Origin of the sequence: Microbacterium sp. (genome assembly GCF_011620665.1) — a bacterium.
Classification (GTDB): Bacteria; Actinomycetota; Actinomycetes; order Actinomycetales; family Microbacteriaceae; genus Microbacterium.
In genome coordinates, this window is sequence record NZ_WOYQ01000027.1 from 1 (window position 1) to 11,648 (window position 11,648).

Annotated in this window: 14 protein-coding genes and 1 pseudogene; 12 read left to right on the forward strand and 3 right to left on the reverse strand. The window is 67.4% G+C overall.

Annotation, left to right across the window (positions count from 1 at the left end; genetic code table 11):
* From rho to QZV81_RS04140, 3 genes are all read left to right on the forward strand, one after another.
* Window positions 1-672: transcription termination factor Rho (rho, locus tag QZV81_RS04130; RefSeq protein WP_292832932.1), on the forward strand; the 672-nt coding region annotated here is incomplete at its 5' end.
* A 5-nt stretch (window positions 673-677) separates the two neighbouring features.
* Entirely contained in the window at window positions 678-1,754 is a 1,077-nt protein-coding gene (gene prfA, locus QZV81_RS04135) for a peptide chain release factor 1 (RefSeq protein WP_292832935.1), read from the forward strand.
* A 101-nt stretch (window positions 1,755-1,855) separates the two neighbouring features.
* Window positions 1,856-2,254, forward strand: a complete 399-nt coding sequence (locus QZV81_RS04140) for a phage holin family protein (protein ID WP_292832938.1) — start codon at window positions 1,856-1,858, stop codon at window positions 2,252-2,254.
* Between the two features lie 217 nt (window positions 2,255-2,471).
* On the opposite strand, the gene epsC is transcribed toward QZV81_RS04140, so the two are convergent.
* From epsC to cysK (QZV81_RS04155), 3 genes are read right to left on the reverse strand one after another with little or no spacing between them, the layout of a single operon-like run.
* The gene (gene epsC, locus QZV81_RS04145) at window positions 2,472-3,041 is read right to left on the reverse strand and encodes a serine O-acetyltransferase EpsC (RefSeq protein ID WP_292832941.1); all 570 of its coding nucleotides are present in this window, start codon (window positions 3,039-3,041) and stop codon (window positions 2,472-2,474) included.
* Window positions 3,038-3,988, reverse strand: coding sequence for a cysteine synthase A (gene cysK / locus QZV81_RS04150; protein ID WP_292832944.1), 951 nt, complete (start codon window positions 3,986-3,988; stop codon window positions 3,038-3,040). The genes epsC and cysK (QZV81_RS04150) overlap by 4 nt, the downstream gene beginning before the upstream one ends.
* Window position 3,989: 1 nt before the next feature.
* Window positions 3,990-4,928, reverse strand: coding sequence for a cysteine synthase A (gene cysK / locus QZV81_RS04155; RefSeq protein ID WP_292832947.1), 939 nt, complete (start codon window positions 4,926-4,928; stop codon window positions 3,990-3,992).
* 95 nt (window positions 4,929-5,023) lie between these two features.
* Between cysK (QZV81_RS04155) and prmC the strand changes: the two genes are divergently transcribed.
* The 9 genes and pseudogenes from prmC to QZV81_RS04200 all read left to right on the forward strand — a co-directional run.
* Entirely contained in the window at window positions 5,024-5,905 is an 882-nt protein-coding gene (prmC, locus tag QZV81_RS04160) for a peptide chain release factor N(5)-glutamine methyltransferase (protein ID WP_292832950.1), read from the forward strand.
* A gap of 63 nt (window positions 5,906-5,968) precedes the next feature.
* Window positions 5,969-6,697 carry an L-threonylcarbamoyladenylate synthase gene (locus tag QZV81_RS04165; protein ID WP_292832953.1) on the forward strand — a complete coding sequence of 243 codons (729 nt, stop codon included), beginning with the start codon at window positions 5,969-5,971 and terminating at the stop codon, window positions 6,695-6,697.
* Window positions 6,694-7,851: an MraY family glycosyltransferase gene (locus QZV81_RS04170; RefSeq protein WP_292832956.1), complete on the forward strand. Its 1,158-nt coding sequence runs from the start codon at window positions 6,694-6,696 to the stop codon at window positions 7,849-7,851. The genes QZV81_RS04165 and QZV81_RS04170 overlap by 4 nt, the downstream gene beginning before the upstream one ends.
* Complete coding sequence (locus QZV81_RS04175) at window positions 7,851-8,354, forward strand: hypothetical protein (protein ID WP_292832959.1); 504 nt, start codon at window positions 7,851-7,853, stop codon at window positions 8,352-8,354. Before QZV81_RS04170 ends, QZV81_RS04175 begins: the two co-directional genes overlap by 1 nt.
* Window positions 8,355-8,398: 44 nt before the next feature.
* Window positions 8,399-9,271 (forward strand): F0F1 ATP synthase subunit A, encoded by an 873-nt coding sequence (gene atpB / locus QZV81_RS04180; protein ID WP_292832962.1) that lies wholly within the window; start codon window positions 8,399-8,401, stop codon window positions 9,269-9,271.
* Between the two features lie 46 nt (window positions 9,272-9,317).
* Complete coding sequence (gene atpE / locus QZV81_RS04185) at window positions 9,318-9,554, forward strand: ATP synthase F0 subunit C (RefSeq protein WP_055833920.1); 237 nt, start codon at window positions 9,318-9,320, stop codon at window positions 9,552-9,554.
* A gap of 28 nt (window positions 9,555-9,582) precedes the next feature.
* On the forward strand, window positions 9,583-10,134 hold the full coding sequence (locus QZV81_RS04190) for a F0F1 ATP synthase subunit B (RefSeq protein WP_292832979.1): 552 nt from the start codon (window positions 9,583-9,585) through the stop codon (window positions 10,132-10,134).
* A complete protein-coding gene (locus QZV81_RS04195) occupies window positions 10,134-10,922 on the forward strand; it encodes a F0F1 ATP synthase subunit delta (protein ID WP_292832982.1) in 789 nt (262 codons plus the stop codon). The genes QZV81_RS04190 and QZV81_RS04195 overlap by 1 nt, the downstream gene beginning before the upstream one ends.
* 73 nt (window positions 10,923-10,995) lie before the next feature.
* A pseudogene (locus QZV81_RS04200) lies at window positions 10,996-11,648 on the forward strand (F0F1 ATP synthase subunit alpha); the annotation flags it as partial.

Sequence of the window (11,648 nt, forward strand, 5' to 3'; positions counted from 1 at the left end):
GAGGTCACCGACATGCAGCGCACCGTCAAGGGCGAGGTCATCGCCTCGACCTTCGACCGCCCCGCCGAAGACCACACGACGGTCGCCGAGCTCGCCATCGAGCGCGCGAAGCGCCTCGTCGAGCTGGGCCGCGACGTCGTCGTGCTGCTCGACTCGATCACCCGACTCGGCCGCGCGTACAACATCTCGGCGCCCACCTCGGGCCGTGTGCTCACGGGTGGCGTCGACGCATCGGCGCTCTACCCGCCCAAGCGCTTCTTCGGCGCCGCACGCAACATCGAGAACGGCGGATCGCTCACGATTCTCGCCACGGCTCTCGTCGAAACCGGTTCCAAGATGGATGACGTGATCTTCGAGGAGTTCAAGGGCACCGGCAACAGTGAACTGCGCCTGAGTCGCCAACTCGCCGACAAGCGCATCTTCCCTGCCGTGGACGTCAACGCGTCGTCCACGCGCCGCGAGGAGATGCTGCTCAGCCCCGATGAGGTGAAGATCACCTGGAAGCTGCGCCGCGCCCTCGCCGGCCTGGACCCGCAGCAGGCTCTTGAAGTCGTTCTCGGCAAGCTGAAGGAGACCTCGAGCAACGTCGAGTTCCTCGTCCAGATGCAGAAGTCGATTCCGGCGCCCGCCTCCGGTGGCCACAGCCACGGGCACGAGAACAGCATCCGCTGATCGACGTGTTCGAGTCCGTCAAGGGACTGATCGACGAGCATCGCGCCGTTCAGGAGGAACTCGCCGACCCCGCGGTGCACGCCGATGCGATGCGCGCGAAGCGCGTCAACCGACGCTACGCAGAGCTCAGCAGGATCGTCGCTGCGTACGATGCGTGGGTGGCGGCATCCGGCGACCTCGACGCGGCGCGCGAGTTCGCCCGCGAGGATGAGGCGTTCGCGGCCGAGGTCCCGACTCTTGAGGAACACCGAGCGGCGGCGCAGGAGCGTCTGCGTCGGCTCCTGATCCCACGCGACCCCGACGATGCCCGCGACGTGATCCTCGAGGTCAAGGCGGGGGAGGGCGGTGCCGAATCCGCGCTGTTCGCCGCCGACCTGCTCCGCATGTACCTGCAGTACGCGGCCTCGAAGGGCTGGAAGACCGAACTCCTCGAGCGCAACGAATCCGATCTCGGCGGGTACAAGGACGTTCAGGTCGCGATCAAGGGTTCGTCGACCGATCCCGCGCAGGGGGTGTGGGCACACCTGAAGTATGAGGGCGGCGTGCATCGGGTGCAGCGCGTGCCGGCCACCGAGTCGCAGGGCCGCATCCACACCTCGACGACCGGTGTGCTGGTCTTTCCCGAGGTGGACGAACCGGAAGAGATCCAGATCGATCCGAACGATCTGAAGATCGATGTGTTCCGCTCGTCCGGTCCCGGCGGGCAGTCGGTCAACACGACCGATTCGGCGGTGCGCATCACGCACGTGCCGACCGGAATCGTCGTCTCGATGCAGAACGAGAAGAGCCAGCTCCAGAATCGAGAAGCCGGCATGCGCGTGCTGCGCGCGCGGCTGCTCGCCAAGCAGCAGGAGGAGCGGGATGCCGCGGCATCCGACGCACGCCGTTCGCAGATTCGGGGGATGGACCGCTCCGAGCGGATTCGCACCTACAATTTTCCGGAGAACCGCATCGCCGATCACCGTACCGGATACAAGGCGTACAACCTCGATCAGGTGATGGACGGAGCGCTCGAGCCCATCATCCAGTCCGCGATCACGGCCGACGAGGAAGCACAGCTCGCCGCGCTCGCGGGAGACTGACCGTCACCCGGGTGGGTGATTCCGCGACGACCCTGTGCTCTGCCGTGCGCCGCGCCCGGCGCGATCGGCAGACCGCGCACTGCGCGCGCTAGGTTCGGGCCATGATCATGTTTCTCGTTCGCGCGGCGATCTTCCTCGCGTCGGCCGCCGTCGGCCTGATCGTCGCCGACCTCGTTCTCCCGGGCTTCTCCATCTCGTGGAGAGACTGGTGGGGGTTCGTCCTCGCAATCGTCATCTTCGCGGTGCTCCAGAGTGTGCTGGCGCCGTGGATCGCGAGGATGGCCGAGCGCCACGCTCCGGCCCTGCTGGGCGGGATCGGCATCGTGTCGACCTTCGTCGCGTTGTTCATCGTCGTGCTGATCCCGGGCGCCGGGCTGGTGATCGACGGGCTGCTGACCTGGATCCTCGCGCCCGTCCTGGTCTGGCTGGTGACGGCGCTGGCGACGTGGTTGCTGCCGGCGCTGTTCATCAGGAAGAAGGTGCAGGAGAGCCCCGCCTGACCCGGCCGACCTCCTCCTCGCCCGCCCCACGGCGTGCGCACCCCACGGCGCGCGCGCCCAGCGGCGTGCGCGCCCAGCGTGTCCCACTTTCGGCGCCGGGCGTCCCGCTTTCGGCGCCTGCGGGGGGCGAAAGCGACCGAAAGTGGGACATGGGCCGGATGCGGATGCGGATGCGCCCGGAGCCGTCGGCCGCACCGGCCGCCGGCCGCACCTCGAGTCAGATGAAGTACTCGGGCGCGGTCAGGATGGCTCGGGTGTCCTCGCCATTCGTCCGGGGGCGCGGTTTCGCAGGCACGCCCACGAGGATGGAGTCCTCCGCGGCATCGTGCGTCACGACGGCATTCGCGCCGACCACTGAGCCGGCGCCGATCGTGATGGGTCCGAGGATCTTCGCACCCGAGCCGACCGCGACGCCATCGCCGAGCGTCGGATGGCGTTTCCCCTCGGCGCGTGTGCGTCCCCCCAGCGTCACTCCGTGATAGAGCATGACGTCGTCGCCGACCTCGGCGGTCTCGCCGATGACAACGCCCATCCCGTGGTCGATGAAGAATCGACGCCCGATCTGGGCGCCCGGGTGGATCTCGATGCCGGTGAGCCACCGGGTGAGTTGCGACAGCGCCCGCGCGGGGAAGCGCAGACCACGCGCCCAGAGCACATGAGCGACGCGGTAGGACCAGATCGCGTGGAGGCCCGAGTACAGCACAGCGATCTCGAGATTGCTGCGGGCGGCCGGATCGCGCAGCTTCGCGGCAGCGATGTCCTCGCGCACACGGGCGAACGCGTTCATGCGGCCGCCTCCTCGTCGCGAAGGTGCGCATACAGGGCGGTCGAGAGGTAGCGCTCCCCGGCATCCGGCACGATCACGACGATGCGCTGCCCGGCGGAATCGGGCCGCGCCGCGATCTCCAGCGCAGCCCAGACGGCTGCCCCAGCCGACATTCCCGCGAGAATCCCTTCTCGCGTCGCCAGGTCGCGCGCGACACGGATCGCGTCGTCGAACTCCACGTCGAAGATCTCGTCGACGACGGTGCGGTCCAGCACCTCGGGGACGAAGTTCGGTCCGATGCCCTGGATGCGGTGCCCGCCGGCGCGTCCCTCGGTGAGGACGGGGGAGTCCTTGGGTTCGACCAGTGCGATCTTCACGGCCGGGTTGCGCTCCTTGAGCACCTGGCCGACGCCCGTGACCGTGCCGCCGGTGCCGGAGCCTGCAACGAACCAGTCGACGCGCCCCTCGGTGTCGCGCCAGATCTCCTCGGCGGTGGTCCGCCGATGGACGGCCGGGTTCGCCGCGCTCTCGAACTGGCGCGCGAGAACAGCGCCGGGTGTCTCGTCGACGATGCGCTTCGCGGCATCCACCGCCTCGGTCATGCCCTTGTGAGGATTCGTCAGCACGAGTTCGGCGCCATACGCCTTCAGCAGTGTGCGGCGCTCTTTCGACATGGATGCCGGCATCGTCAGGATGACGCGGTACCCGCGCGCGGCGCCGATGAGAGCGAGCGCGATGCCCGTGTTGCCGCTCGTCGATTCGACGATCGTTCCACCGGGCTGCAGCTGGCCCGACTGCTCGGCCGCCTCGACCAGCGCGAACCCGAGGCGGTCTTTCACAGAGCCACCGGGGTTGTAGAACTCGAGCTTGGCGAGCACTTCGGCGTGCAGTCCGGCCGTCAGCGCGTTCAGGCGGACCAGCGGAGTCTCGCCGAAGGCGGTCGTGATATCGGGGTGGATGCCGGACACGTCAGTCTTCGCGGAGGTGCTCGTACAGCGCCGTCGACAGGTAGCGCTCGCCGAACGAGGGCACGATCACGACGATGTTCTTGCCTGCCGCTTCGGGACGGGCGGCGACTTCGAGTGCAGCCCAGATGGCGGCACCCGAGGAGATTCCGACGAGGATCCCCTCCTGAGTGGCGACCTCGCGGGCGACACGGATCGAGTCATCGAACGACACATCCTGAACCTCGTCGATGACCGACTGGTCCAGAATCGCGGGAATGAAGTTCGGGCCGATCCCCTGGATCTTGTGCGGCCCCGGGGTGCCTTTGGTCAGCAAGGGCGAGTCAGCCGGCTCGACGGCAACGATCTTCACGCCGGGAACGCGCTCCTTGAGCACCTGACCGACACCGGTGATCGTGCCGCCCGTCCCGATTCCCGCGACGAAGTAGCCGACCTCTCCGTCGGTGTCGCGGAGGATCTCCTCGGCGGTCGTCTTACGGTGAATCGCGGGATTGGCCTCGTTGGCGAACTGCTGGGCCAAGACGGCCCCCGGTGTGGCGGCGGCGATCTCCTCGGCCTTCGCGACGGCGCCTTTCATACCGAGGGCGGGGTCGGTCAGGATGAGCTGCGCACCGTATGCCTTCAGCAGCATGCGACGCTCGATCGACATGGACGACGGCATCGTCAGGATGACCTTGTAGCCGCGGGCGGCGCCGACCATCGCCAGTGCGATTCCGGTGTTGCCGCTCGTGCCCTCGACGATCGTGCCGCCGGGTTGAAGCGCGCCGGCCGCCTCGGCGGCGTCCACGATCGCGATTCCCAGGCGGTCCTTCACCGAAGACGCGGGGTTGTAGAACTCGAGCTTGGCGAGCACCGTACCCGGCAGGCCCTCGCTGACGCGATTCAGACGCACCAGGGGGGTATTGCCGAATGCGCTCGTGATGTCGGAATGGATGCCGGACATTGCCTGCCTTTCGTGCGGGAGTCGATCCAGCCTAAGTCGCCGTGCACCACCGCGGCCGAATGTGACGAATCTTCACGGCTAGGCTGGTCGGACTCATGACCGCTGTGCCAGGCTCCCGCGCGCCCGAGTCGCTTTTCGATCTGCTGCGCCGCGCTTCGTCGACTCTCGCGCTCGCAGGGGTTCCCACCCCTGACACCGACGCCGAGTTGCTCGCGGCGCACGTGTTCGGACTCGACCGCGGGGTTCTGGCCGCCGCGGCCGCACGCGGGGACGCGGCGCCGGAGGATGTCGCGGTCTTCGAGGGTCTCCTCGCCCGCCGCGCCGCGCGCGAGCCCCTGCAGCACCTCACCGGGCTCGCGCCGTTCCGACACATGGAGCTCCGAGTGGGGCCCGGGGTGTTCGTGCCGCGTCCGGAGACCGAGATGGTCGCGCAACTCGCGATCGATGCACTGCGGGCCATGCCCGGCGACGCGCCTATCGCCGTCGATCTGGGCACCGGCTCGGGGGCACTGGCTCTCGCGATGGCAACCGAGGTCCCGCATGCGAGCGTCCACGCCGCCGAGAATGCGGTGGATGCCTTCATCTGGGCGAAGGAGAACTTCGCCGCCCATGCGCCTCACGCGCGCCTCGCGTTCATCGACCTCGCCTCGGCCTTCCCCGAGCTCGATGGGAAGGTCTCGGTCGTGGTGTCCAATCCGCCGTACGTTCCAGATTCGGCCGTCCCCCGCGACCCGGAAGTGCGCTTCTGGGATCCTCCGGGCGCGCTCTACGGCGGACCGGACGGACTGGAGGTCGTCCGCATCCTCTCGGGAGTGGCCCTCCGCCTCCTCCACCCAGGCGGAACGCTGGTCATCGAGCACGGCGAATGGCAGGGGGATGCGATTCGCGAACTGCTGAACGTCGACGACTGGCGCGCCGTCGCGACGCATCCGGACCTCACCACCCGCGACCGTGCGACAACGGCACTCCGACCCTGACGCCGAATCGGGTGCCGCGCCTGCGCGGTGGCGACCGACCGCCCACCGTAGACTGGGCCTGCTATGTCCCCGATCTTCGATTGCCGTGATCCCGAGCAGCTGCTGCCGGGGATGCGTCAGGCTCGCCAGGCCATCGGCCGTGGTGAGCTGATCGTCATGCCCACCGACACCGTCTACGGTGTTGCGGCAGATGCGTTCAGCGCGGCCGCCGTCGCGCGCCTGCTGGCGGCGAAGGGCCGTGGGCGGCAGTCCCCTCCTCCGGTGCTTGTCGCGGGGCTCGCCACGGCGCGGGCGCTCGTGGCCGAGGTGCCCGAACCCATCGAGCGGCTCGTGGCTGAGTTCTGGCCCGGCGGTCTCACGATCGTGATGCCCGCGCAGCCGTCGCTGTCATGGGATCTCGGTGACACGAACGGCACGGTCGCCATCCGGATGCCGGCCGAGCGTATCGCGCTCGAGCTGCTGGAGGAGTGCGGGCCGCTCGCCGTCTCGAGCGCGAACCTGACCGGAAAATCCGCGGCGATCGATATCGATGGCGCGCGCGACATGCTCGGCGACAGCGTCGCCGTCTATCTCGACGGCGGCATGAGTGCGACCGGTGTCGCCTCGACCATCATCGACGCGACCGGTCTCGTGGGCCCTGCGTCCGAGCATCGCCCCGTGCGCGTGCTCCGCGAGGGCGCCGTCTCGCGTGCGGACCTGCGTGCCGTCCTCGGAGGCCTCCTGGAGGCCGAGCCGGAGGGGGAGGAAGCGGAGGACAGCGCGGCAGCCGGAGCCGTCGGCGGAGCCGCGTGAGGCACTATGTCTTCACGGCCGTCCTGACGGCCGCCGCGACCTTCGCCTTCACCTGGGTCGTCTGGCGCGTCGGCATGCGCTACAAGATCTATCCGGCCATCCGCGAACGCGACGTGCACACCACGCCCAAGCCCCGCATCGGCGGCGTCGGCATGTTCCTGGGTGTGCTCGCAGGATTCGCGCTGTCGTCACAGGTGCCCTACTTCGACATCATCTGGTCCAACCCGGCCGCGAGCTGGTCGATCATCGCGGCATCGCTGCTCATCGTCATCGTCGGTGTCGCGGATGACCTCTGGGATCTCGACTGGATGATCAAGCTCGGCGCCCAGTTCTTGGCGGCGGGGATCGTGGTGGGCTTCGGCGGCATCCAGATCTTCGCGATTCCGTTCGGCGGTCAGATCATCGTCTCCAGCTGGGCGAGCTTCGCTCTCTCCGTGCTCGCGATCGTCGTCGTCATGAACGCGGTCAACTTCACCGATGGCCTCGACGGCCTCGTGGCCGGCGTCGCCCTCATCGCGAACGTGGTCTTCTTCGTCTACACCTACCTGGTCGCCCGTGATCAGGGCTTCTCGAGCTACTCGACCCTGTCGTCGTTCCTCGCCGTCGTGCTGATCGGAGTCTGCATCGGCTTCCTGCCGCTGAACTGGAACCCGTCGAAGCTGTTCATGGGCGATTCGGGAGCGTTACTGATCGGCCTGCTGATGGGCGCGTCGGCGATTGCCGTCACGGGGAGCCTCGCGCCCAGTCTTTTCGGCGACAACGACGTGTTCGGCCGATCGCAGCTGCTGGGTGCCTTCATTCCGATCCTGCTTCCTGTCGTCGTCGTCCTCCTGCCCCTGCTCGACTTCGCGATGGCGATCGTGCGGCGCATGGCGCGAGGGAGATCCCCCTTCTCCCCTGACCGGAAGCATCTGCATCACCGCATGCTCGATATGGGGCACAGTGATCGTGATGCCGTCCTGATCTTCTATGCGTGGACCGCCGTGGTGAGCCTCAGCGTCCTCCTGATGTACATCGGCACGACAGTGGACTGGCCCGGTGGGTACTGGCCGGGAGTCGGCTATCTCGTGCTCGGCGCGGCGGCCTGTGTGGCCGTCACGCTTCTTCCCTCCCGGACCGCGCCGTCCGCCCCGATCGAACAGAGAACCCCCTGATGCCCCGACCGACCGTCTCAAGCACACCTGTCCTGCGCACGACTCTGATCTGGTCCGCCGCGGCCACCGGCGCGCTCGCCGTCATCGGCGCAGTGGTGGGTTATCTCGTCGGAGGGACGGAGGGTCTGTGGAGTGCGCTGATCGCGGTGATGCTCACCGCGATCTTCCTCGGTCTGACCGGCAGCAGCATCCTCTTCGCGAACCGCTGGTTCGGCGAACCGCTCTACATCCCCATCTTCTTCGGCTCGGTGATGGGCGCGTGGATGGTGAAGTTCGTGCTGCTGATCGTCGCGCTCTTCGTCTTGCGCGGCCAGCCCTGGCTGAATCAGGGCGTCTTCTTCGTGGCGCTTGTGGTCAGCGTGCTCGTTTCCCTTGTGATCGACGTTCTCGTCATGACCCGGATGCGAATCCCGCACGCGAGCGATGTGACTCTCCCGACCCTCGCCGACCTCGGGGAGGAGGAGACGGACTCAGCGGCGGACAATATCCCGCCCGGAGGCTGATACGCTGTATCTGCGCCCGCTCGCACCCGCGTAGTGCGTGCGCAGTGACGCTCAGACCGACCATCGTCGCCTCGGTTCACGCCGACGCCCCGAAGCTGGAGCCAGCGCTGTTAAACCAATTCGCGACCTCGATCGCACAGACTGCCGAAGACGGACCCGTGTTCCACGGGCCGTCGATCAATGAGTTCTTCCCGGAAGTTCTCTTCAACATCGCCGGCGTACCCGTCACACGAATCCACCTGATCCAGTTCCTCGCGACGATCGCCATCGTCCTGATCTTCTGGCTCGGCACGCGTCGGATGCGGATCGTCCCGGGGCGCTTCCAGTCGATCGTCGAAATGGGGCTCGACTTCGTCCGCGTGAACATCGCGGAGGACCTCCTCGGCACGAAGGACGGTCACCGGTTCCTGCCGATCCTGACGACGATCTTCTTCATGATCTTGTTCATGAACATCACGGGCATCATCCCGTTCCTGAACCTCGCCGGAACGAGCATCATCGCGGTGCCCCTCTTGCTGGCACTTGTCAGCTACGTCACGTTCATCTACGCCGGAATCAAGAAGAGCCCGAAGAACTTCTTCAAGAACTCGCTCTTCCCGGCCGGCGTTCCGTGGGCCATCTACATCATCGTCACGCCGATCGAGCTCATCTCGACGTTCATCATCCGTCCGGTGACTCTGACGCTCCGACTTCTCATGAACATGATGGTCGGCCACCTCCTGCTGGTGCTGTTCTTCGCCGCGACGAACTTCTTCCTGCTGGACCTCGGTGGATGGTGGTCGGCGTTAGCCGCCGGCTCGCTGGCGTTCGGCTTCGTCTTCACGCTGTTCGAGCTCCTGGTGGCTGTCCTCCAGGCCTACGTCTTCACCATCCTCACCGCGGTCTACATCCAGCTCGCGGTGGCAGAAGAGCACTGAGCGGGCGGGCTTTCGCCCATCCACCCAACCCCGAAAGGAAACACCCGTGGACGCAACTACGGTTCTCGCTGAAATCACCGGCTCGATCGCGACGGTCGGCTACGGCCTCGCGGCCATCGGTCCCGCCATCGGCGTCGGCATCGTCGTCGGAAAGACGATCGAGGGGGTTGCTCGTCAGCCCGAATTGGCGGGTCGCCTCCAGGTCCTGATGTGGATCGGCATCGCCTTCACCGAGGCACTGGCCTTCATCGGCATCGCCACCGCCTTCATCTTCGGCTTCTGATCACACCCACCAGTCTTAAGGAGACAGGATGCTGAACGCTCTTGTCGTGTACGCCGCGCAGGAAGGCGAGGCCCCCAACCCTCTCCTGCCCGCTTGGTATGACATCATCTGGTCGGCGGTGTGCTTCGTCATCATCCTGTTCGTCTTCTGGAGGATCGCACTTCCGCAGATGAAGGACATGCTCGACCAGCGCGCTGCCGCCATCGAGGGCAATATCGCCAAGGCCGACGATGCTCAGCGGAAGGCCGAGGCGGCACTCGTGGAGTACACATCCCAGCTCGCCGAGGCGCGCAAGGAAGCCGGCGAGATCCGGGACGCCGCCCGCGAGGACGGCAAGAAGATCGTGGCGGAAGCCAAGGACGCCGCCGCCGTCGAGGCGTCGCGTCTGACGGCCGCCGCGCATTCGCAGATCGAAGCCGAGCGCCAGTCCGCTCTCGTCTCGTTGCGCAGTGAGGTCGGCACGCTCGCACTCGATCTGGCCGGCGGCGTCATCGGAGAGGCTCTCTCCGACGACGCGAAGGCGCAGGGGGTCGTCGACCGGTTCCTCGCCGAGCTCGAAGCGTCCGAGGCGGCCAGGTAATGGGGAGCGCGACCACTCAGGCGCGGGCGGAATCGGGCAGAGCGCTGGACGCTGCGTCCGGTGTCGACCTCGACGTCGCACGCGAGCTGTTCGCGGCCGCGCGCACGCTCGGGGATACGCCCCAACTGAGCGGCGCGCTCGCTGCCGCGGCGACTCCGGTCGCCGCGCGGCAGAAGCTCGTCACCGACGTCTTCGGCGGCTTCGCCCCCACCACGGTGTCGTTGCTGAGCGCACTGGCGGCGCAGCGCTGGTCATCGTCCGTCGACCTCGTAGAGGGCATCGAGGAGATCGCCGTGCGCGCCGCTTCGATCGCCGAGCCCGGCACCGACATCGCGGGTGAGCTGTTCGCGGTCTCGCGCACCGTGGCGGACAACCCGGAGCTCGAACTCGCGCTGGGCAGCCGCCTCGGCGAGGCATCGGCGAAAGGCACTCTCATCGAAGCGCTTTTCGCTGGTCGGTCCGGTGCCGCGACCGTGCTGATCGCCTCGTCGCTCGTGCGCCAGCCGCGCGATCGCCGCGTGCGCGCCATGCTGACGTGGGCCAAGGAGCTCGTCGCCGAGCAGCGTGGCCGTATCGTCGGGACGGTGTACTCGGCCGTCGCGCTCAGCACGGCACAGCGGGCACGTCTCGGTGCGTCGCTCGGCCAGCGCTACGGCGGCCAGGTCGAGCTCAACGTCGTCGTCGATCCCACGGTCGTGGGCGGTCTCCGGGTCGAGATAGGCGATGACGTGATCGACGCCACCGTCTCGTCTCGCCTGGGAGATCTGCGACAGCGACTCGCAGGCTAGAACTTACCGCTCTACCGGAGCGGACACGGCAGGGCCCAGGCCCTGGCAGAAGATCATTCACAGAAGGAACACCATGGCAGAACTGTCCATCAGCCCCGATGTCATACGTGACGCGCTGAAAGACTTCGTCGCGGCGTACGAGCCCTCCGGCGCGGCCGCGACGGAGGTCGGCACCGTCATCGATGCCGCTGACGGCATCGCCCACGTCGAGGGGCTTCCCGGCGTCATGGCGAACGAGCTCATTCGCTTCGACAACGGCGTGGAGGGCCTCGCGCTGAACCTCGACGAGGACGAGATCGGCGTCGTCGTGCTCGGCGAGTTCTCGGGCATCGTCGCGGGACAGAAGGTCACGCGCACCGGTGAAGTGCTCTCCGTCGCCGTCGGCGACGGGTACCTCGGCCGCGTCGTGGACCCGCTCGGCAACCCGATCGACGGGCTCGGTGAGATCGCCAGCGAGGGACGTCGCGCGCTCGAACTTCAGGCGCCCGGGGTCATGAGCCGCAAGAGCGTGCACGAGCCCATGCAGACGGGTATCAAGGCGATCGACGCCATGATCCCCGTCGGCCGCGGCCAGCGTCAGCTCATCATCGGTGATCGTCAGACCGGCAAGACGGCGATCGCGATCGACACGATCATCAACCAGCGTGATAACTGGCAATCCGGTGACGTCAACAAGCAGGTGCGCTGCATCTACGTCGCCATCGGCCAGAAGGGCTCCACGATCGC

Coding starts and splice junctions, on each gene's coding strand:
- QZV81_RS04140 (WP_292832938.1), top strand. CDS start 1,856: ATGATCATGTTTCTCGTTCGCGCGGCGATCTTCCTCGCGTCGGCCGCC.
- epsC (WP_292832941.1), bottom strand. CDS start 3,041: ATGAACGCGTTCGCCCGTGTGCGCGAGGACATCGCTGCCGCGAAGCTG.
- cysK (WP_292832947.1), bottom strand. CDS start 4,928: ATGTCCGGCATCCATTCCGACATCACGAGCGCATTCGGCAATACCCCC.
- prmC (WP_292832950.1), top strand. CDS start 5,024: ATGACCGCTGTGCCAGGCTCCCGCGCGCCCGAGTCGCTTTTCGATCTG.
- QZV81_RS04165 (WP_292832953.1), top strand. CDS start 5,969: ATGTCCCCGATCTTCGATTGCCGTGATCCCGAGCAGCTGCTGCCGGGG.
- QZV81_RS04175 (WP_292832959.1), top strand. CDS start 7,851: ATGCCCCGACCGACCGTCTCAAGCACACCTGTCCTGCGCACGACTCTG.
- QZV81_RS04190 (WP_292832979.1), top strand. CDS start 9,583: ATGCTGAACGCTCTTGTCGTGTACGCCGCGCAGGAAGGCGAGGCCCCC.
- QZV81_RS04195 (WP_292832982.1), top strand. CDS start 10,134: ATGGGGAGCGCGACCACTCAGGCGCGGGCGGAATCGGGCAGAGCGCTG.